Genomic DNA, 21,278 nt, shown 5'->3' with positions numbered 1-21,278 from the left:
TGCCGTAGGGCAGGGGTGGAAAAGCAAGGCGCTTTGCTATAATAATCTGGCAAGCTATCCTTTTTCGCCACGCCACCGCGCCCGGACGCCACCATGAATTCACCCAGCACTGCCACCGAAGTCCCGGCTGCACCAGGCAGCGGGCAGGGGTGCGTTCAAGCCGGACAGGTGCCGGTCGTGGGCATCGGCGCTTCTGCCGGCGGTTTCGATCCCATCTGCGAATTCCTGGCCAGCGTGGCGCCCGCCAGCGGCTTCGCCTACGTGGTGGTGCAGCACCGCGATCCGTCGCAGCAGTCGATCCTGCCGCAGTTGCTGCAACGCGTGACGCGCATGCCGGTGGCCGAGCTGGCGCACGGTATGGCGGTGCAAGCCGACCAGGTGTACGTGGCGCCGGCCAGCGGCGTTTGCGGTTTCGACAGCGGTTGCTTTACCGTCCGGCCGGCCGAGGGGCACCATCCGATCGACAGTTTTTTCCGCGCGCTCGCCGCTTGCTGCGGTGAGCATGCCGTGGGCATTACGCTGTCCGGCGCCGGCGCCGACGGCACCATCGGCCTGGCAGCGATCCGCGATGCCGGCGGCCTGACCATGGCGCAGTTGCCGGCGTCGGCGCGCTTCGACCCCATGCCGGCCAGCGCGATTGCCGCGAAGGCGGTGGACATCGTGGCGCTGCCGGCCGAGATGGCGGCGCAGGTGGCCAACTGGCGCCGCCGCCGCGCCAACGAACAGGCGGGCACGCTGCTGACGCAGGCAGACGACCAGCGCGCGGCCTTGCAGCAGATGTACCAGTTGCTGCTCCAGCACACCGGCGCCAGCTTTGCCGACTACAAGCTCAGTACCGTGATGCGCCGCATCGACCGCCGCATGAAGCTGCGCCAGTTCGCCACCTTGCCCGACTACGTGCGCTGGATGGCGGACAACCCGGCGGAAATCGAGTTGCTGTTCAAGGAACTGCTGATCGGCGTGACCAGCTTTTTTCGCGATGCTGCCGTGTGGGATTACCTCGGCAGTCAGGCGCTGCCACGCTTGCTGGCCGAGCACCCGGACGGCGCCGCGTTCAAGGCCTGGGTACCGGCCTGCTCCACCGGCGAGGAGGCGTATTCGCTGGCCATCGTCTTCGACGAAATGCTCGAACGGTTACGCCCGGCCGCGCGCTACACGCTGCAAATCTTCGCCACCGACCTCGATGGTGACGCCATCGACCGCGCGCGCCAGGGACAGTTCCACGCCGCTGTTGCCGGCGACATCGCGCCGGAACGGCTGCGCCGCTATTTCACGCCGGCCGACAACGGCGGCTTCCGTATCCGCAAGGACTTGCGCAGTTCCATCATCTTCGCGCGCCAGAACCTGATTTCCGATCCGCCGTTTACCAAGCTCGATATCCTGTGCTGCCGCAACCTGCTGATCTATTTCACGCCGCGGCTGCAGAGGCAACTGATTCCGTTATTCCATTACGCGCTCAAGCGCAACGCCCTGCTGGTGCTGGGCAGTGCCGACACGCCGGGTCGCTTCCACGAGCTGTTCGCGCCGTTGCCCGGCACCAGCCGCGTGTACCGCCGGCTCTATGCAGAACCCGGGCGCGTTTCCAGCTACTTCCCTACACGGGCCGCCAATGCGGCGCTGCCCGCCACACCTCAGAGCGGCCAGGCCATCATGAAAGAAAACCTGCAAACCCAGGTCGAGCAACAGCTGTTGCGCAAGCACTCGCCGGCAGCCGTGCTGCTTAATGCTGACGGCGATATTCTTTATATCCACGGGCGTACCGGCGAGTTCCTGGAGCCGGCGGCCGGCAAGGCCAACTGGAATATTCACGCCATGGCACGCGATGGCCTGCGCCACGAATTGGCCGCGTTGGTGCAAAACGCCGCGCAGACCGAGCAGAAGGTGGAAACGCGTGGCCTGATCCAGCAAGACGCCAACGGCCGCCCCGCGCGTTCGCTCGACATCACGGCGGAAGCGATGCCGCGCAACGGGCCGCTGGCCGGTACCGTCCTGGTGACTTTCACCAGTTGCGCGCTGCCGCCGCAAAAACGCCGTCCGCGTCCGGCCCAGCCGCTGGTGCTGGAACTGGAACAGCAACTGGCGCAGGCGCGGCTGGAAATCCAGGCCGTGCGCGACGAAATGCAGGCCTCGCGCGAGGAGCTCAAGTCCGCCAACGAGGAACTGCAATCGACCAACGAGGAGCTGCAATCGACCAACGAGGAACTGACTACCTCCAAGGAAGAAATGCAGTCGCTGAACGAGGAGCTGTACACGGTCAACGCCGAGTTGCAGTCTAAGGTGGACGACCTGTCGCTGATCAACGGCGACATGAAGAACCTGCTCAACAGCACCGACATCGCCACCATCTTCCTCGACAACGCCTTGCGTATCCGCCGCTACACCGACCAGGCCACGCGCATCTACAAACTGATTCCCGGCGATGTGCAGCGCCTGCTCAGCGACATCGCCAGCGACCTCGATTACCCGGGCCTGGAAGCGGATGCCGAGGGTGTGCTGCGCACGCTGGTGGTGTGCGAGAAGCACGTGCCTACCCGCAGCGGCGGCTGGTACACGGTGCGCATCATGCCTTACCGGACGGTGGACAACGTGATCGACGGCGTGGTGGTCACCTTCATCAACATCACCGAGGCGAAGCAGCTGGAGGCACAGTTGCGGTCCATGCAAAATGGCGCGGCGTGACCTGAAAAAATCGCCGCGCCAGCCGCTGGCGGCCGATCAGTTGCGCGAAGCTGCCGAGCAGGCGGTGACGGCGATGGCATCGAGCGGCATGCAGGCGCCGCCGGGCGCCGACAGCGACGCACTGCGCCACTGGCACGAGCTGCAGGTGAGCCAGATCGAGCTGGACATGCAAACCCTTGCCCTGGCCGAGCTGCAGTCCGAACGCGATGAGGCCGAGGAGGGGCGCGAGCGCTATGCCGTGCTGTACGACCAGGCCCCGGTGGGCTACCTGTCGCTCGATGCCGACGGCGGCATCACGCGCGCCAACCTGGCCGCCGGTGAGCTGCTCGGACTGCCGCGCGATGCGCTGCCGGGCCGGCGCTTCGAGCAGTTCGTGGCGGCGCCGGCGCAAGCCATCCTGCGGCGCTTCCTGTCCGGGGTGCTCGAACACGGCCAGCGCGGCACACTGGAGCTGCCGCTGTTCGATCAGCGCAATTCCGGCAATGGCAGTGGGGAGGGCCGCCAGGTCCACCTGGACGTCAACCTCGACCCCGGCGCCCGCAAGTTCCGCGTGATCCTTACCGACATCGGCAGCGACCGCGCGCGCGAGGCGGCGCGCCAGCGCGCGTTCCAGGTGCTCGACCACATGGGCGAGGGCGTCCTGGTGTGCGATGCCAATTGCGATATCGTCGCCGTCAACCGCGCCTTTACCGCAATTACCGGCTATGCGGTGGAAGAAGCGCTGGGGCGCAATCCGCGTTTCCTCGGCCGCCCCGGCGCTCATGCTCCCGGCTATCACGCGGACGCGTTGCAGCGCCTGCGCACGGACGGCAAATGGGAAGGCGACGTGCACAACCGCCGGCGCGACGGCACGCCGTGGGTGGCCAGCATGTCGCTCACCGTGATCCACGACGAGCAGGGCGCCATCAGCCGCTACATTGGCGTGTTTTCCGATGTGACGGCGCGGCGGCGCGCCGATGCCGACTTGCTGGCGCTGTCGCGCGACCTCGATGCGCGGGTGGCGGCGCGCACTGCCGAGCTGACCGCCGCCAATCGCCTGCTGACCATGGAAATCGCCGAGCGCAAGCGCACCGAGGCCGCGCTGTTCCAGTCGCGCGAACAGCTGCGCAAGCTCGCCGCGCACCTGGAGTCGGTCAAGGAGGAGGAGCGCAAGCGCATTGCGCGCGACGTCCACGACGAACTGGGACAGAACCTGCTGGCGCTGCGCATCGACATCTCGCTGCTGGCCGTGCGTACCGGCAGCCGCCATCCGCGCCTGCACCAGCGCACCCAGGGCGCGCTCGACCAGGTGGACGCCATCATCCGCAGCGTGCGCGGCATCATGAACGACCTGCGCCCGGCCGTGCTGGACCTGGGCTTGCAGGCAGCGCTCGAATGGCAGGCGGCCGAGTTCCGCAAGCGCAGCGGCATGGTCTGCGACCTGTCGTTGCCGCCCGAAGCCGATTTCGCCGCCATCGGTCCGGAAGTGGAGATCGTGCTGTTCCGCAGCCTGCAGGAGGCGCTGTCCAACGTGCGGCGCCACGCCAGGGCCACCCATGTGGCGATTGCGCTCACGGTGCGCGAAGGGCGGCTCACTTTCACCGTGGCCGACAACGGCATCGGTCTGGCGCCGGAAAAACGCGCCAAGAGCGACTCGTTCGGCCTGATCGGCATGGCGCAGCGGGTGCAGGCGCTGGGCGGTCACCTCGAGGTGGCGCCGTACCTGGCCGGCGGCGGTTGCCGGCTCACGTTGTGCATCGACCTGGTATGGAGCTGACGCGGGAAAAGGAATATACTGCCGCTGACTTTCAACCAGGGGCTCAATCTTGTTAAAAAAACTCGCAATGTCTGTCGCCATGATCTGCGCGGCAGCCACGTCGGCGTGGGCCGACGAAGGCCAATGGCAGCCATACCAGCTGCCGCAGCTGAAATCCGAACTCAAAAAGATCGGTATCGCCATCCCCGCCGAAAAACTGGCCGACCTGTCGAAGCACCCGATGAGCGCCATCGTTTCGCTGGGCGGCTGCTCGGCGTCGTTCGTCTCCAGCGCCGGCCTGGTGGTCACCAACCACCACTGCGCGTATGGCGCCATCCAGCGCAATTCGAGCCCTGAACATAATTACATCGAAAACGGCTTCCTCGCCAAGACCCGCGCGGAAGAGCTGCCGGGCGGTCCGAATACGCTGGTGTACGTCACCGACAAGGTGGAAAACGTCACCGCGCGCGTACTGAAAAACGTCACGCCGGCCATGACCGGCAAGCAGCGCCACGACGCGGTTGAAAAAGCCATCAAGGTATTGATCGCCGAATGTGAAAGCGACAAAGCCTATCGCTGCTCGGTGCCGGCCTTCCATCGCGGTCTCGAATACTATCGCATCCGCCAGATGATGATCCGCGACGTGCGCCTGGTGTACGCGCCGGCCGACATGATCGGCAACTTCGGCGGCGACATCGACAACTACGAATGGCCACGCCAGGGCGGCGACTACTCGTTCCTGCGCGCCTACGTGGGCAAGGATGGCCGCCCGGCCGATCCGTCGCCGGACAACGTGCCGTACCAGTCGAAGGACTTCCTGGTGGTGTCGGCCGCCGGCCTGAAAAATGGCGACCCGGTGCTGTTGGCCGGCTACCCGGGCCGCACCAGCCGCTACAAGCTGCCGTCCGAAGTGCGCGCCGCGCGCGACGTGACGTTCCCGCAGCGCGTGGCCGAGATCCAGGCTGATCTCGACGTCATTGCCGCGTCCACCAAAGGCAGCCCCGCCAACGAAGTGCGCTATGCCAGCGTGGCCAAGAGTCTCAACAACGTGATGAAAAAGGCGCAGGGCCTGTCCGACGGTTTCGCGCGCAAGGACATCGCCGCCATCAAGGATGCGCAGGATGCCGAGTTCCGCGCGTGGTACGCCAAACAGCCGGGCAAGTCGCCGCAACTGCTGGCCGAACTCGATAGCGTGATCGCTGCCGATATCGCCCTGTCCGACGAAGAATTCGGCCACGGCGTGGCGTTCACCAGCGACCTGCTGAAGAGCGCTACCACCCTGGTACGCCTGGCCAACGAAGGCGCCAAGCCCGATGCCGAGCGCGAAGTGGGTTATCAGCAGCGCGACCAGAACATGATCCGCGCGCGCCTGAACCGCCTCGAGCAATCGTACGTGGCAGGCGTGGACCAGGCGCGCTTCACCGCCGCCCTGCAACGCTACGCCAAGCTGCCGAAGTCCCTGCACGTGCAGGGACTGGACGCCTTGCTGCCGGCGCCGGACGCCGTGGCCGCGCTGTACGCCAACACGGAATTGGGCGACACCGCCAAGCGGGTGGGCTGGATGGGCAAGGACGCCGCCGCCGTGAAGGCCTCGAACGACGCCTTCCTGCAACTGGCGTTAAAGCTCGACGGCGTGACGCAGTCGCTCAAGGATCGCCGCGCTGAACTGGACGGCAATCTCGAACGCGTGATCCCGCAGTACATGGCGGCCGTGATCGCGTGGAAGAAATCGCAGGGCAAGCCGGTGTACCCGGACGCCAACTCCACGCTGCGCGTGACCTACGGCACCGTGGCCCCGTACTCGCCGGCCGACGGCATCACCAAGGGCCCGTTTACCACGGTGGAAGGCATCGTCCAGAAGCATACGGGCAAGGATCCGTTCAACGCGCCGCAAAAGCTGCTCGACGCGATCAAGGCCAAGCGCTACGGCCAGTTCAAGGATCCGGTGCTGGGCACGGTGCCGGTGGACTTCCTCACCAGCGCAGACACCACGGGCGGCAATTCCGGCTCGGCGGTGATGAACCGCAAGGGTGAGCTGATCGGTCTGAATTTCGACTCCACCTACGAGTCGATCACCAAGGACTGGTATTTCGATACGGAGATCACCCGCGCCATTCACATGGATATCCGGTATATGCTGTGGATCATGACGGAGGTGGACCATGCCGACAACCTGCTGCAGGAAATGACCATCAAGTATCCAACCAAGGCCGCGAAGTAAGCCATGCACGCACTGACAGACCTGCTCGGGTATATGAACCTGCCATTGCACCTGGCGGTGTTCGTCACGACGCCGCTCGAGCTGCTGTCGTTCGTGCTGGCGGTGGTCACGGTGTGGCTCAACATCCGCCAGAGCCACTGGGCCTGGCTGTTTGCGATCGTCTCGTCGGCCACCTACGCGATGGTGTTCTTCGGCTCGCGCCTGTACGGCGATATGGGCTTGCAGTTCGTGTTCATCGCGGTATCGATCTATGGCTGGCGCCAGTGGCTGCGTGGCGATGGCCATCATGCCGCATTGCCGGTCACCGCGCTCGATGCGCGCGGGCGCTGGCTGGCGGTGGGCGGCTGGTTTGCCGGTTTCGTGCTGCTGGCCATGTTCCTCAAGACCTGGACCGATACCGACGTGCCGCACTCGGACGGTTTTCTCACCGCCGGCAGCCTGGTCGGACAGTTGCTGCTGTCGCGCAAAAAGGTGGAGAACTGGCACGTGTGGATCATTGTCGATGTGCTGTACGTGGGTCTGTACCTGCACAAGAACCTGATGCTCACCGCGATCCTGTACGCGATTTTCGTGGGCATGGCAATCGTGGGCCTGCGCACCTGGCAGCAGTCGGCCGGCATGCCCACCGGCGGCGGTGGCAGTGACGGCGGTGGCGGACGCCGGTTGGTGCTGGAGTGACTGTCGGCGTGGTGGAGCAAGCGTTGCCGGTAAAAGTGGCCATCCTGGGCACGGCATCGTCGGGCAAGACCACGCTGGCGGCGGCCCTGGCGCGCGACTACGGTACCGTGTGGGTGCCGGAATACCTGCGGGAGTTTGTCGATACCGAGCAGCGCATTCCGGTTGCGCAGGACCAGATCCATATCGCCCGCACCCAGCTGGCGCGCGAAGCCATCGCGGCGCCGCTGGCGCACCGCTACCTGTTCTGTGACACCACGCCATTGATGACGGCCGTGTACAGCCGCCATTATTTTCAGGGGATCGACGCCGAGCTGGCGCTGCTGGCCGACCGCCACCAGCGCGACTACGCCGTTACGCTGGTGACTGCGCCCGACATTCCGTGGGAAGCGGACGGCCTGCAGCGCGAATCGGAGCAGGTGAGCGTGACCATCAACGCGATGTTGATGGAAGAATTGAAAAGGCGCGCCATTCCCTACCTGCTACTCACCGGCACCCTCGCAGAACGCCTTGCCCAAGCCAGCCGCCACCTACCTTAGCATTTCCCACTTCGGGGTCAGTGCCGACATTTGGACACGAGCCCATCAATATGATGACCAATACCGGTGGATTAAGTTCAAAAATGTCCGAATGTCGGCACTGACCCCGAAGTATTAGAAGTCGAACTGTGCCGAGATGCGGCCGGTGCGGGACGCGCCCGGGATCAGGTAGCCGCCCAGGTCTGGCGTGACATCGCGCCAGTAGAACTTGTCGAAAGCGTTGTCGATGCCGGCGCGCAGCGTGGTGGCCACGCCGCCGATGCGGGTGGAGTAGGCCGCCGCAAAGTTCACCAGGTGGTACTTGGGCACGAACACCGTGTTCTCGGCATCGAAGGCCTTCTTGCCCGAATACTGCCAGTTGGCGCTCACATTGAGTCCCTGTACCTGCGGCACCGCGTAGTCGGCATACACGGACGACTTGAACGCCGCCACGTTGGTCACGCGCTTGCCGTCCAGGCTGGCCGAGCCGGTGCCGCTTTGCTTGGTGCTCAGCCCTGTGGCGGTGATACCGACGGTGAGTTCGCGCGAGGCGCGGCCACTGAGGCCCATTTCCAGGCCACGGTTTTCCGCTTCGCCGCTGCGCACGAACATATTGGACGCATTGTCGACGTATTCCAGGCCCTTGCGGATCTGGAACAGCGCCACCGTGGCGCTGAGGTCGGTGCGGATGTCGGCCTTGACGCCCAGCTCCACCTGTTTCGACTTTGCCGGTTCCAGCGCCTGCCGTTCGTTCAATGATCCCTTGGGCGCCACGCCGCCATGCTCGAGGCCTTGCGCGTACGACGTGTAGAGCGAGACGTTGGGACGCAGGCTGTACACCAGCGCCACGCTGGGCAGCCAGAAGCCGGCATCGGTCAGGGCGTTGGGCTGGATCACGCCGGCCTCGTTTTCACCGACGTACTGGTTGCGGCGCACCTGCACGTAGCGCGCCCCGGCATGCAGCTTCAGTTGTTCGGTGAGGCTGACGATATCCTGGGCGAACAGCGAGCGCTCGTTGGTGTAGCGGCGCTCGGACACCGGGCCGCTGGTGCCGGGCGCCGGCGGCACGATCACCGGGTGGTAGATATTGCTGGTACCCGAGTAATCGTACAGGTCGTCGCCCCATTTTTCGCGGTTGCGCATCAGCGAGCTGCCGAACGTGACCTCGTGTTCGATCGCGCCGGCGGCAAAGCGGCCCTGCAACAGCGCCTGCACCGTCAATGGCGACTTCTTTTCGCCTTCGCTGATGTAGTTATACACGTCGTAGTCGCCATTGCCGCAGAAGCCAGGGTACAGGTCCTGCGCGCCGCAGCCGTAAGGGAAGGCCGTGTAGTCATCGCGCTTGAAGGTGTTCTGGTTGGCGCTGACGGTGGTTTTCCATTCGGGCGAGAAGGTGTACTCGAAGCGTGCGCCGATATTGCTGCTGATGGTTTCGACCGGCCGCGCCCACGGCTGGTCGTTGAGCATGGTGTCGGCATCGATTGCCGGCAGCGTGGTGTTGCCCAGCAGCTGGAAGCCGGGGGCGGTCAGCTGCGACTTGCGCTGGTAGTCGGCGTCGATTTGCAGCAGCGCCTGCGGCGAGATGCGCCAGTCGAACGCGCCCGAGATGAACTTGCGGTTGCCGTCGGCGCCCTTGACGATCGAGCGCAGGCGCTCGGCAGCGACGTTGACGCGATAGCCGAAGCGGGTGTCCTCGAAGCGGCCGCCGACGTCGGCAGCGCCGTACAGCGTGCCGCGCTCGCGGGTTTCGAGCACCACCATGCGGATCGGGTTGTCGGTGGGGCGCTTGGTCACGTAGTTGAGCACACCGCCGGGTGCGGACACGCCGGCCTGCAAGCCGGACAGGCCTTTCAGTACTTCCAGCCGATCCTTGTTTTCCAGCGCGATCTGGGTATCGCCGGCAATCGTCATGCCGTCCTTGCGGTAGCTGGTGCCGTTATCGAGCTTGAAGCCGCGGATCGAGAACTGCTCGGCATACCCGACCGCGTTGTAGGCGTCGGACAGGCTGGCGTCGTAGCGGGCGGCGTCGGTGGTCGAGCGGATCTGCAGGTCCAGCATCTGCTGCGACGTGATCACGTTGAGCGAGGCCGGGGTGCTCAGCAGCGACGCATTGGAAAAGCCGCCGATCGAGGCGGTGCTGGCGCGGGCCTTGGTGGCGCTGACGACGACTTCGGGCAGCGCCTGGTCGGCTTCTTCGGCCATGGCGGCGCCGGCAAAGGAGTTGAACACCGCCACGGCGATGACGGATACGGCAAGGTTGGGTTTGTACATGTCTGCTCTCTACTTGTTCGGCCGGAAGCCGCGAAGAGAGCCATCAAAGGAGGGGAGGAGACCGACTTTTGCGCTTTCCTTCGCTGGCATTATCCAGATCAGGTACGAAGGGTATCTCTCACCCGGAAACAATTCCAGGACCCCTAGCGAACCGCGAGTGTAACACAAACGTCATCATTGAAAGGCCGCATCATGGGACCGCAAGCGCGATTGTCACGCCTGCGTCACGCGTGCGCCACAATCGGCGCCGCCTCGCTACACTGCCACTTTTGCGCCGCAAGGCGCCAGCGAGGCGGGCCCGGCAATGCTGCAAGACCGTCCGCAACGTGTAGTGAAAGGATGGGAATGAGGCAGTCGTATCAAGAAGGTAGTTTTTTCGCCGTGCCATTGCTCGATGGTGGTTACGGCGCCGGCCTGGTGGCGCGTTTGTCGCCGGGCAGCAAGATCATGCTGGCCTATTTGTTCGGTCCCAGGCAGGATGGTTTGCCGGACCTGGCGCAGCTTGCTTCGTTGACCGCGCAAGACGCGGTCAAGGTACTGCGGGTGGGCGACATGGCGCTGGTCAGTGGCCACTGGCGCGTGCTGGGCGAACTCGAAGCTTTTGATCCTGCCCAGTGGCCCATGCCACAATTCCTGCGCCGGGCCGACGCCCTCAAGCGCGCCTGGCGCGTCACCTACTCCAGCAACGATCCGGCCCGCTCCGAGCGCGAGGAGTCGGTGCCTTACGAAACCGTCGGCTTCGAGGCCGATTCGCTGTACGGCTACGGTTCGGCCGAGCTGCTGCTGACCAAGCTGCTGGTTGGCGCCGATCACCCGCTCAACCGCAAATCAGTCTGATCAGGCTGCGCACTCAGCTGCAGCCGACATTCCACGCCGTGTATTCGCCACGGCTTTTGCGCACCGCCACCCGCGCCAGCGTATCGCGGTCGCTCTCGAACACCATGCCCAGCATCAGCGGCGCGCCGGCGACGGGCGCCGCCGGCTCGAGCGCTGCCAGCCGGTACGTCAGCGCGCGATACGGCGCGCATTGCGAATTGCCGGCAAACAGCAGGCGTGCGCGGCCCAGCAGATCGCGGTGCTGGCGCAGCAGCGCCACGGCGTCCACGTCCGCCACCTTCGGGTCCTGCAAGGTGGTGTAGCGCGCTGCCGCGCAGGGCACGGTGGGCGTGGCCAGCCAGATGTACCAGCGCGGCGGTTCGGCTGCTTCCTGCCAGCGCTCGCCCACGGGCGCCTTGGCGTCATAAATAAAACTCGAGCGGATTTGCCGGCACAGGTCCGGGTGCGAGCGGCGCGGTGACGAGTCCATGCGCGCGATCACGCGCCACGGCTGTTTGTTGCCATGGCGTTCGACCTCGAAGGCGGGCGCGAACAACGGCCGCGTGGCCCACGGTCCCTGCGGCACGGCCGCCTGGCGCGCGCTGAAAAAAGCGTCGAACGACGTGCGCTCTTCGGTGGTCGGCTCGCGTTGCTGCAGCGGCATGGCGGGTTTTGCTGCCCAGGCGGGCGCGGCGAGTGCGCCGGCAAGCAGCGCGGCGGTCATCAAGGTCGAATATCTCATGCTGCTTTCATCAGGATCTGGATCGCCAGGCCGCCGCCGTCGCGATTGCGTACCCTCAGTTCGGCGCCATGGCGCTGCAAGACGCGGTCCACGATGGCCAGCCCCAGGCCGGCGCCGTTGGCCTGGCCGCGCGCCGTATCGAGCCGGGTGAACGGTTTGAGCAACTGGCCGATCTGGTCGTCGGGCACGCCGGCGCCGTGGTCCTGCACCTCGATCACCACCCGGCTGGCTGCACCCACGCCCTTGATGCTACAGCCGATATCGATCTCGGTGACGTCCTGGTCGGGCGTTTTGCCGTAGCGGCGGGCGTTTTCCACCAGGTTGTTGATCACGCGTTTGAGGTCGGTGGCGTTGCCCATCGCGTGCAAACCAGGTGCGATGTCGGTCTTGACGCGCACATCGGGAATGCGCGCGGCGTCGTGCGCGACATCGGCCAGCAGTTCGCTGATATCGACGCTGATGAAGCTCGACGCTTCGGTGGGCCTGGCGTAATCGAGGAACTGACCGATGATGGCGTCCATCTGGCCGATGTCGGACTGGATGCCTTCGCGCGCTTCGTCCGACAGGTGGGCCATTTCCACTTCGAGCTGCATGCGCGCCAGCGGCGTGCGCAGGTCGTGCGAAATGCCGGCCAGGATCACCGCGCGGTCCGACTCCACCTGCTGCAACTGCAGCACCATCTGGTTGAACGAGCGGTTCGCTTCGAGGATCTCGTTCGGGCCTTTTTCAGGCAACGGATCGGGGCGCATGCCTTGGGCAAAGGCCCGCGTGGCCTTGGTCAGCCGCCGCAGCGGCAGGTTGACCAGGCTGGAAATGAAGGCCGCACCCAGCAGCGAAATGAGCGACACCACGCTGGCCCAGCCCAGCCACTGGATGCCGGTCAGGCCGCGAATGCGCTCGCGCTCGAGCATCAGCCAGTACTGGTCGTCGTCGATCTTGAACGACACCCAGAACCCGGAGACGCCGTTAACCTTCGACGAAAAGCGCGTGTCCTGTCCCAGCTTGGCGCGCACCAGCTTTTGTATATCGGGCATGAGCGCGTTGTCGGGCGGGGGATCGACCTGGTCGTCGGCTTCCAGCGTGAACACCCGGATGCCTTCGTTGGACACCAGGTCGAACAGCAGCTCGCGCCGCAGTTCAGGCGCCGAGTGGGTGAGGGCGGCATGGGTGATGGTGACCACCGACACCACCTGGGCCGAAATCTGCTGCACCTGCGGATCGTGCTGGACCACGCTGATCATGCCCACCCAGGCCGTCATGCTGGTGGTGGTGAGGGCGCCGAGCAGGATGAAGGTACGCCAGAACAAACCGCTTTTCAGGCTGGCGAGACGGAGCGTAAACAACCATTTGAGCGGTGACTTCGACTTGGACTTCATGTGCTAGCCCGCGCTTAGCGCGGCTGACCCTCCGGAATGAACACATAGCCCAGGCCCCAGACGGTCTGGATGTACAGCGGGCTCGATGGATCGGGTTCGATCAGCTTGCGCAGGCGCGAAATCTGCACGTCGAGGCTGCGGTCGAACACTTCGTATTCGCGCCCGCGCGCCAGTTCCATCAGTTTTTCGCGCGACAGCGGCTGGCGCGCATGGCGTGCGAATACTTTCAGTACCGAGAATTCGCCGGTGGTGAGCGGCACGGTTTCGCCAGCCTTTTTCAGGGTGCGGGTGCCCAGGTCCAGTACGAACTGGCCGAACTCGAAGGTTTGCGGGGTTTCGGACGGTGCGCCCGGAATTTCGTCGGGACCCCGGCGGCGCAGCACGGCGCCGATGCGTGCCACCAGCTCGCGCGGGTTGAACGGCTTGGGCAGGTAGTCGTCGGCGCCCATCTCGAGGCCGACGATGCGGTCCACGTCTTCGCCCTTGGCGGTGAGCATGATGATGGGGGTCTGGTCGCCGGCGCCGCGCAGGCGGCGGCAGATCGACAGGCCGTCTTCGCCGGGCAGCATCAGGTCGAGCACCAGCAAGTCGTAGCGCTCGCGCAGCCACAGCTTGTTCATGGCGGTGGCGCTTTCGGCGGTGAAGACGTTGAAGCCTTGTTCGGTGAGATAACGGCGCAACAGATCGCGCAGGCGCACGTCGTCGTCCACTACCATAATCTTGGCCTGATGGCCATGCTGATTGACGGTATTACTGCCGCCAGTGTTGTTGGAATCAAGCGTAGTCGTCGTCATTTCTCTGCCAAGTTGTCTTATTGATGTTGCTATGGTAACGTCATATTCGCGTCACGAAAACGTCTGTTTTTACCCATTACAAAGTGTTACAAACTTTACCCGATTGGTCTTACTCCCTCGTGCAAACCATCATACACTGCGGGCATGGAATCACCTCTTAGGAACGCCATGTTCATCGACCTCAAAAAAACACACGCGGCAGCAAGCGCATCTTTTTGCGTTCGATCCACCCTGGCTTCCGTCGTGGTGTGCTGCGGTGTGCTGTCGGCACTGCCCGCGCATTCCGCCGGCCAGGACCGCCGTGACGACAATCGTGACAATCGCAGCCAGCAAAGCGCCCCGCGCCAGCAGGATATGCGGCAAGATCTGCGTCAGGATCAGTCGCGCCAGCTCGATCCGCGCAGTTACGAGTCGCGGGCCGAGGAACAGCGCCGCGCCATGCAGGAGAACAACCGCAACGCCGAGATGAGCCGTCGCGTGGGCCGCATGACCGCCGACGAACGGCGCGACCTGCGGCGCCAGATCAACGAAGCCGGCGCCGAAGTCTACGCGCTGCCGCCACGCCGCTGACCTCGGCCTGCATCGCTACCGACAGTTACCATTATCCCGAAGCCCGCCGTGTCCTGCACGGCGGGCGTTTTTGCATGGATGACATTAATGTGTGGCAATTGCATCACATTAGCGATTGCTCAACATGATAATCGTTCTCTTTTGGTTGATGATGTGTAATATTGGTTTATTACACGCAATGCCTGTCGGCCGCGTGTTTTCCTTGGAGGAAGATCGTGGTCCCAGACGTTGCACCCGCAGCGCTATCGGTCGTGTCCGCGCTACCCGCGCCTGACGCGAGCCTGCCCATTGGTTTGATCCTGCGCCCGGACGGCATTTATATCGATCTTGGCCTGCCGCCACCGGCGCGTGCCGCCGCCGTCAACCAGGTGTTTGGCGCCGGCTTTTGCCTGGCCGGTTTGTCCTACCCGGTGCTGATCAAGGCGCTGTACGACGTCGGACCCGACCTGGGCGCCGCGCAGGCCGTGCGTCTGGCCGCTGCCGTGCAGCTGATCGACGGCAGGCGCCTGCCGCTTTACAAGACGCCCAAGCCCGGACGCGGCTACGCCGAGTACTACTTCGAGCCGCTGTATCTCGACGCGGAAGTGCTGGCCGACGGCACCGAGCTGCCCGAGCGCGTGGCGCGGCTCGATATCGACGAATTTGTCGCCGCCATGTGGGGCCACGGTATCCGCTTCGGCATCGACGTGGCGGCGGTGGCCAATGCCATCAAGGCGCCCAAGGCCGAGCGCATCACCTTTGCCACCGACCTCGAACCGGAGCCGGGTTGTAACGCCACGGTGCTCGAGGTGTCGCACGCACTGCACCGCAGCGACGCACCGAAGGAACGCGCCGACGGCCGCATCGATCTGCACAGTTTCGAGAACCGCTTCCCGCAAATCAAGGCCGGCGTGCGGCTGTTGAAAAAAGTGCCGGCCACGCCTGGTTTGCCCGGCTTCGACCTGGCCGGGCGCATGACCGCGCCGGCGCCACCGTCCGACCTGGCGCTGCGGCACCTGGCCGGCGACGGCACCGAGGTGCAGGAACTCGATGATGTTGAATACATCGTCTCCATCCGCGAAGGGTTCCTCGCCGTCGATCCCAAGTCCAACCGCGTATCCGTCACCGACAAGATCGTCAGTCTCGATGGCGTGAGCGGGCGTACCACCGGCAACCTGGAACTGACCGGCGCCTACGAAGAATACGGCGACGTGCAGGAACAGCGCGACGTCACCGGGGGCGACATCACGGTGCATGGCAACGTGTATGGCAACATCCATTCGCGCGGCGGCGCCGTGGTGCTGGACCGGAACCTCATCGGCGGGAGCATCCGCAATGCCAATGGGCCGATTACCATCGCCGGCGTGGCCTCCAACGCGGTGATCCACACCGGCAGCGGCGCGGTCATCGTGGCACGCGCCGAGAACTGCATCATCTCCGGCAGCAGCGTGACCATCGGCGAGGCATCCAACTGCGAGATCGTCGCCGACCTGCTGCGCATTACCATGGCCGAAGGCTGCGCCGTCGCCGGGCGCGACGTGGAAATCGAATCGGCCGGACCGCGCCGCCGCACCGAGATGGTGATCTATGTGCTGCTGCGCGACGTGGCCCGCTTTGGTCAGGAAATCGGCGAGCTCGATGTGCGCCTGGCCGAGCTGGCGCGGGTGCTGGCGGGCCACGAGGAAGAGGCGGCCCGCCTGTCGGCGCTGCCCGACGTACGGCGTTACCTGGCGCTGGCGCTCAAGCTGCGCAACCAGGAGTTGACGGTGTCGCCCGAGCAGGCGCACATCCTGCGCAAGATTGCCGCCGGCGTGGCCGAACCGATGCAGTCGCTCGATCGTCTCAAAAAGGACGGCCAGATCGCGCTGACCCAGCAAAAGCTGCTGCGCGACCGGCGCGACGCAGTGATAGCCGAGCAGGTGGCGGCGGCAGGCACCGCGCGGTGCGGCTTGCACATGGTAAGCGGCGAAACCGTTGTGCGCACCATGCTCTATGGCGGCGCAGGCGACAGCGCCGCGCCGCTGCTGGCGCAGCAGCCGGCCAAGGACATCAAGCAGCGCCTGCGCGGCACCCCGACCGGCGGCGCGGTGCTGTTCTGGGAGAGCGAGGGGGCGCTGAACTGGCACCTCGACCCTCGGCAGGTACACAATCATGGCGGTTCATGCTAGGCTATGGGGCATATTAAAAAAAGTGAAGGGGCGCTCCGCTCCGACGTACATCTTCGTGGGGATTACCGTGTCAAACGCAACGACGTTGAATTCAGGCGCCGAGGGCGAACTGCCCGCAGCGCTCGTCAAGCGTGATGATGGCATCTACTTCGACGTTGCCGCCACGCCCGTGGCGCGCCTGGCCGCCGTCGGCCAGATCTTCCTTGGGGGCGCCTGTTTCGTGGGCCTGCATTACGCCATCTTTACCAAGATGGTCTATAACGCCGGTCCCGACCTGCCGCCCGCGCTGGCCGAACGCCCGCTGCTGCGCTTTGCCGATCGCATCGAACCGTTTCATCCTGCGCGCCGCCAGCTGTACAAGAACGTCAAGGTCATCGGCGGCGAGGCCGAATACTATTTCGAGCAGGTGTATTTCGACGTGCCCGGCCTGCCGCCGCAACCCGCGCGGCTGACCTTCGACGAATTTGTCGCGGACATGTGGGCCAAGGGTATCCGCTTCGGCATCGATGCGCCGGCGGTGCGCGACGTGATCGCCACCGGCCGCGTGGCGCGCATCACGGTCGCGCGGCGCCTGAACGCCATGCCGGGACGCGATGCGGCCATCGTGGAAGTCTCGCGCGACATCCATCGCAGCGACGCCCCGCGCGAAAAATCGGATGGCCGCCTCGATTTGCAGACCTTCCAGAACCGCTTCCCGCAGGTGAAACCGCACGTCAAGCTGCTGCGCAAGGTGCCGTCCGCACCGGGTGTGCGCGGCTTCGAGATGTCGGGCGCGGTGATCGACCCGCCAGCCCCCAAGGACCTGGAGCTGGCGTCGGTGGCCGGCGAAGGCACCATGATCGAAAACTTCCGCGACGGCGAATACCTGGTCTCGTCGGTCGAGGGCTTTCTCAGCGTGGACCCGAAGACCCGCCGCATCTCGATCGGCCCCAAGATCATCAGCCGCGAGGGCGTGAGCGCGCGTACCACGGGCAATTTGCAGTTGACCGGAGAGTACGAGGAGTTCGGTGCGGTGCAGGAACAGCGCCGTGTCGAAGGCGGCAATATCACCATCCACGGCGATGTGTACGGCAGTATCGAATCGCGCGGCGGCGACATTGCCCTCAACAGCAACCTGATGGGCGGCTCGGCTGTCAATGCCGACGGCGCCATCCGCGTGCGCGGAGTGGCTGCCGGCGCGGTGCTGCAAACCAAAAAAGGGGAGGTCGCGCTCACCCGCGCCGAAAACTGCATCATCTCCGGCACCCGGGTGGTGATCGGGGAAGCCAGCAACTGCGAGATCATGGCCGACGAGGTGGTGATCAAGGTGGCCGAAGGCTGCGCGATCGCTGCGCGCCACATCGAGATCGTCCATGCCGGTCCGCGCAAGCAGAACGAAATGCTGTTGTACTTGCTGGTGCCCGACACCGCCGGCTACGACAAGCGGGTGGCCGACCTGCTGCCGAGAGTGGCGGCGGCACAGCGCGAGGCGGTCCAGTACAAGGAGGAGATGGACGCCATCACCAGCCAGGCCGAGGTACGCAACTACCTCACGCTGGCCACCCGCGTGCGCAAGCGCGAAGTGGTGCTCACGCCCGAGCAGGAGCCGCTGTTTCACCGCATGGCGATCGCCGTGGGTCCGGCATTGAAGTCGGTGGGACGCATCTCGCTCGCTCTCAAGGCGGCGCAGGTCCAGGAAGAGCAGGTGCGCGCCGAAGTGGCGCAGGTCGAGCGCAAAAAGCGCGAGTTGATCCACAAGTCGCAATGCTCGGTCCAGTTGCTGACCGGCGAAGTGCAGTTGCGCCCGATGACCTATGTGCCGGATGGCGTGGCGCCTTACGACTATGCGCCCAAGGAACTCAAGGCCAAGGTGCGGGCGTCGGCCGCTGGCCTCCCCACGCTATTTTTCGGCAGTGTCGGGCCTATATACTGGGCGCCCCCGCAGGACAATTAGTCTCCAGGCGCGCCCTGGGGCGCAGTGGCGCCGCGCAGTGCGGCCACCAGTTCGCGCGCAGGGGCGGGCAGGGTGCGCAGGTCGCGCACGCACACGAGCAGCTTGCGCGCGGCCCAGTCGTCGGTCAATTTCACGATTCTCAGCAAACGTTCGTCATCGTGGCGGCGCGCTGCTGTCGCCGGCAGCAGCGCTATGCCCGCGCCACTGGCGCACATGCGGCAGACGGCCTCGAAGCTGCGCAACCGGATCTTGCAGTGCATGCGCCGCCCCAGCCGCGTGGCCTGGCCGGCTGCATACTGCTGCAGCGCGCTGTCGCCGGCCAGGCCGATGAAATCATGGTCGAGCGCATCGGCAAACGCCATGCGCCGGCGCTGTCCCAGTTGCCGCGCCAGCGGGTGGCTGCGCGCCATGGCCAGCACCAGGGTGTCGTCGCAGACCGGGAAGGTGTGCAGCGCGGCGCTGTCCACGGCGTCGGTGATGATGCCGATGTCGGCCGCGCCTTCCGCCACCGCCTGCACGATGTCGCGGCTTTGGCGCTCTTCCAGGTCCACGCCCAGACGCGGGTGGGCGGCCAGAAAGGCGGCCAGCGCATCGGGCAGGAACTCGGTCATGGCCGAGGTATTGCACAGCAGCCGGATTTGACCCTTCAGGCCGGAAGCGAATTGCGCCAGGTCGCCGCGCAGGTCGTCCACTTGCCGGCCGATGATGCGCGCGTGGCGCAGCAGCGCCAGTCCGGCTTCGGTCGGCTCCACGCCGCGCCGGCCGCGTTGCAGCAGCGGCACGCCCAGCGTTTCCTCCAGGCCGCGCACGCGGGCGCTGGCCGAGGGCAGCGCCAGGTGCGCCAGCCGGGCGCCGGCGGTGATGCTGCCGCTGTCGGCGATGTGGGCAAATAAACGCAGGTCGGTGAGGTCGAAGCGCATGGCAGCCTATGTCAATGACGAAGTCTGGCTCAGTATATTCCACATTTGCAGCGCTGCTGCGGAGGAGGACAATGGCAGTCATGGATAACATGACTCTCTTTATTGCGCTGGTCTTCGTGCTGGCAGGCCTGGTCAAGGGCGTGACCGGCATGGGGCTGCCCACCGTGGCCGTGGCCTTGCTGTCGTTGCAGATGGCGCCACTGGAAGCGGCAGCTTTGCTGATTGTGCCTTCGGCGTTGACGAATGTGTGGCAACTGGCCACGGGTCCGGCGCTGTACCCGCTGTGGCGCCGGCTGCGGCCGATGTTGCTGGCCACCTGCGTGGGCACCGCCATCGGCGGCTGGCTGCTGCTCGCGCCAGGCGGTATCGGCACAGCCACGGAAGCGGCGGTATGGACGCCGGCCGCGCTGGGTGTGCTACTGGCCGGCTACGGCGTGCTGGGTTTGTCGGGCTGGCGTGGCAAGGTGCCGGCAGCGGCGCAGCGCTGGGCGGGGCCGCTGGCCGGTGTGGCGACCGGCGCTATCGCCAGCACCACCGGCGTATTCATCATGCCGTCCGCGCCGTACCTGCAGGCGCTGGAGCTGAACCGCGAAGACCTGGTGCAGGCGCTGGGCCTGAGTTTTACGGTATCCACGCTGGCGCTGGCGGCCATGCTGGCCTGGCGCGGCGACTGGCACGCAAATGCTGCCACCGGTTCGCTGCTGGCGCTGTTGCCGGCGACGCTGGGCATCGTGTCGGGCCAGTGGCTGCGCCAGCGCATGTCGGCCGAGGTGTTCCGGCGCTGCTTTTTTGTCGCACTGATCGGGCTGGGCGTGCACCAGTGCGTGCGGGCGGCGATGGCTGGCTGAGGCTAGATCACGACCTTGCCGCGCATCTGTTTGCGCTCGCCGTCTTTCGCCTTGCCGTCGAGCCGGCGGCGCTGCGAGCCGCGCGTGGGCTTGGTGGGCCGGCGCACCGTGGGCAGTACGGCCACGCTGTCCACCAGCTCCTGCAGGCGCCGCAGCGCATCGTCCTTGTTGGCTTCCTGGCTGCGCGATTGCTTGGCCTTGATCACGACCACGCCGTCGCGCGTGATGCGGCTGTCGCGCAGGGCCAGCAGGCGTTCCTTGATATGTTCGGGAAGCGATGAGGGCGTAATGGCAAAGCGCAGGTGCACCGCGCTGGAAACCTTGTTGACGTTCTGGCCGCCCGGTCCCTGCGCGCGAATGGCGTTCAACTCCACGTCGTTGATGTCGATCTGCTGGTTCATCGGCGCATTGTAGCAAACGCGCTGCACGGCGCCCGGAAAAAGTTGATGCTAGTCAACATATGGTGCGGGGTGGGCGGTTACGATGGTGCATGCCTGTTACCGCACGTCCCTGGACGAAAGGATCATCATGTCTCCCATCTCCCACTCAGCGACGCAAACGTCCACCGCGCGGCAGTACCTGGTGTTCCGGCTCGGCGGCCTCGATTACGCGCTCGATTTCAGCAAGGTGCAGGAACTGCGTCCGCTCAAGGAGCTCGAGCGCTTTTCGTCGGATGGGGAAATCATCAGCGGGGTGGCGGTGTCGCGCGGCGTGATCATGCCCATCGTCGATATGCGCATCGCGTTCGGCCCACGGCCGCCGAAACACGATCCGCTGACGGACGTGATCATTTTAAAGCTGTCGAGTTGCGTGATGGGGATGGTGGTCGATGGCGTGACCGACATCGTGTCGCTCACCGTGGAGCAATTGCAGCCGGTACCGGTGGTGGAGACACCGGCGGCGGTTGCGCCACAGGTTGATTACCTGCTCGGCATCGGCGTGGTGGATGACCGCCGCCTGATCGTGGTCGATATCGACAAGCTGATGTCGATCCGCAAGGTGCCTTGCGCGCCACGCCAGGCGGCGTGATACT

At 65.3% G+C, this 21,278-nt stretch carries 17 protein-coding genes and 1 riboswitch; of the genes, 11 read left to right on the top strand and 6 right to left on the bottom strand.

The annotated features are described in order from the left end of the window. The first annotated feature begins 93 nt into the window (after nt 1–93). The 5 genes from SR858_RS17490 (at nt 94) to SR858_RS17470 (ending at nt 7,849) form a co-directional block, all read left to right on the top strand. Nucleotides 94–2,679: a CheR family methyltransferase gene (locus SR858_RS17490; protein WP_084669794.1), complete on the top strand. Its 2,586-nt coding sequence runs from the start codon at nt 94–96 to the stop codon at nt 2,677–2,679. Then, entirely contained in the window at nt 2,666–4,435 is a 1,770-nt protein-coding gene (locus SR858_RS17485; RefSeq protein WP_019920279.1) for a PAS domain-containing sensor histidine kinase, read from the top strand. Before SR858_RS17490 ends, SR858_RS17485 begins: the two co-directional genes overlap by 14 nt. 67 nt (nt 4,436–4,502) lie before the next feature. Beyond that, on the top strand, nt 4,503–6,635 hold the full coding sequence (locus SR858_RS17480) for a S46 family peptidase (protein ID WP_154819725.1): 2,133 nt from the start codon (nt 4,503–4,505) through the stop codon (nt 6,633–6,635). 33 nt (nt 6,636–6,668) lie between these two features. Further along, nucleotides 6,669–7,313 carry a nicotinamide riboside transporter PnuC gene (pnuC, locus tag SR858_RS17475; protein WP_019920277.1) on the top strand — a complete coding sequence of 215 codons (645 nt, stop codon included), beginning with the start codon at nt 6,669–6,671 and terminating at the stop codon, nt 7,311–7,313. Beyond that, nucleotides 7,310–7,849 (top strand): AAA family ATPase, encoded by a 540-nt coding sequence (locus tag SR858_RS17470; protein ID WP_019920276.1) that lies wholly within the window; start codon nt 7,310–7,312, stop codon nt 7,847–7,849. The genes pnuC and SR858_RS17470 overlap by 4 nt, the downstream gene beginning before the upstream one ends. A gap of 114 nt (nt 7,850–7,963) precedes the next feature. Here the strand turns inward: SR858_RS17470 and SR858_RS17465 are convergent, their stop codons facing one another. Beyond that, entirely contained in the window at nt 7,964–10,099 is a 2,136-nt protein-coding gene (locus SR858_RS17465; protein ID WP_019920275.1) for a TonB-dependent siderophore receptor, read from the bottom strand. Nucleotides 10,100–10,157: 58 nt separating this feature from the next. Beyond that, nucleotides 10,158–10,254, bottom strand: a riboswitch (TPP riboswitch). 190 nt (nt 10,255–10,444) lie between these two features. Here SR858_RS17465 and SR858_RS17460 point away from each other — a divergent pair. Next, nucleotides 10,445–10,936: an Imm26 family immunity protein gene (locus SR858_RS17460; protein ID WP_019920274.1), complete on the top strand. Its 492-nt coding sequence runs from the start codon at nt 10,445–10,447 to the stop codon at nt 10,934–10,936. A gap of 13 nt (nt 10,937–10,949) precedes the next feature. On the opposite strand, the gene SR858_RS17455 is transcribed toward SR858_RS17460, so the two are convergent. From SR858_RS17455 to ompR, 3 genes are read right to left on the bottom strand one after another with little or no spacing between them, the layout of a single operon-like run. After that, nucleotides 10,950–11,657, bottom strand: a complete 708-nt coding sequence (locus SR858_RS17455) for a hypothetical protein (protein ID WP_322533678.1) — start codon at nt 11,655–11,657, stop codon at nt 10,950–10,952. Further along, complete coding sequence (locus SR858_RS17450; protein ID WP_019920272.1) at nt 11,654–13,033, bottom strand: sensor histidine kinase; 1,380 nt, start codon at nt 13,031–13,033, stop codon at nt 11,654–11,656. The genes SR858_RS17455 and SR858_RS17450 overlap by 4 nt, the downstream gene beginning before the upstream one ends. 14 nt (nt 13,034–13,047) lie before the next feature. After that, a complete protein-coding gene (ompR, locus tag SR858_RS17445; protein ID WP_227012300.1) occupies nt 13,048–13,749 on the bottom strand; it encodes an osmolarity response regulator transcription factor OmpR in 702 nt (233 codons plus the stop codon). Between the two features lie 246 nt (nt 13,750–13,995). On the opposite strand from ompR, the gene SR858_RS17440 reads away from it, so the two are divergent. The 3 genes from SR858_RS17440 to SR858_RS17430 all read left to right on the top strand — a co-directional run bounded on the left by SR858_RS17440 (nt 13,996) and on the right by SR858_RS17430 (nt 18,477). Further along, complete coding sequence (locus SR858_RS17440) at nt 13,996–14,397, top strand: hypothetical protein (protein WP_154819724.1); 402 nt, start codon at nt 13,996–13,998, stop codon at nt 14,395–14,397. Nucleotides 14,398–14,612: 215 nt separating this feature from the next. Continuing rightward, entirely contained in the window at nt 14,613–16,544 is a 1,932-nt protein-coding gene (locus tag SR858_RS17435; protein WP_322533677.1) for a flagellar assembly protein A, read from the top strand. Nucleotides 16,545–16,611: 67 nt separating this feature from the next. Further along, the gene (locus tag SR858_RS17430) at nt 16,612–18,477 is read left to right on the top strand and encodes a flagellar assembly protein A (RefSeq protein ID WP_322533676.1); all 1,866 of its coding nucleotides are present in this window, start codon (nt 16,612–16,614) and stop codon (nt 18,475–18,477) included. Here the strand turns inward: SR858_RS17430 and SR858_RS17425 are convergent. Then, nucleotides 18,474–19,397 (bottom strand): LysR family transcriptional regulator, encoded by a 924-nt coding sequence (locus SR858_RS17425; RefSeq protein ID WP_019920267.1) that lies wholly within the window; start codon nt 19,395–19,397, stop codon nt 18,474–18,476. The two genes, SR858_RS17430 and SR858_RS17425, sit on opposite strands and share 4 nt — an antisense overlap. An 89-nt stretch (nt 19,398–19,486) precedes the next feature. Here SR858_RS17425 and SR858_RS17420 point away from each other — a divergent pair, with 89 nt between their 5' ends. Further along, on the top strand, nt 19,487–20,245 hold the full coding sequence (locus SR858_RS17420; protein ID WP_322533675.1) for a sulfite exporter TauE/SafE family protein: 759 nt from the start codon (nt 19,487–19,489) through the stop codon (nt 20,243–20,245). A 2-nt stretch (nt 20,246–20,247) separates the two neighbouring features. Here SR858_RS17420 and arfB read toward each other — a convergent pair whose 3' ends face one another. Further along, nucleotides 20,248–20,646 (bottom strand): alternative ribosome rescue aminoacyl-tRNA hydrolase ArfB, encoded by a 399-nt coding sequence (gene arfB, locus SR858_RS17415; protein ID WP_019920265.1) that lies wholly within the window; start codon nt 20,644–20,646, stop codon nt 20,248–20,250. A 127-nt stretch (nt 20,647–20,773) separates the two neighbouring features. Between arfB and SR858_RS17410 the strand changes: the two genes are divergently transcribed. Then, on the top strand, nt 20,774–21,274 hold the full coding sequence (locus SR858_RS17410) for a chemotaxis protein CheW (RefSeq protein ID WP_040377455.1): 501 nt from the start codon (nt 20,774–20,776) through the stop codon (nt 21,272–21,274). Nucleotides 21,275–21,278 lie beyond the last annotated feature (4 nt).

Origin of the sequence: Duganella zoogloeoides (assembly GCF_034479515.1) — a bacterium.
In the GTDB taxonomy this organism is placed as follows: Bacteria; Pseudomonadota; Gammaproteobacteria; order Burkholderiales; family Burkholderiaceae_D; genus Rugamonas; species Rugamonas zoogloeoides.
This window is presented reverse-complemented; position numbering and strand designations above follow the sequence as displayed.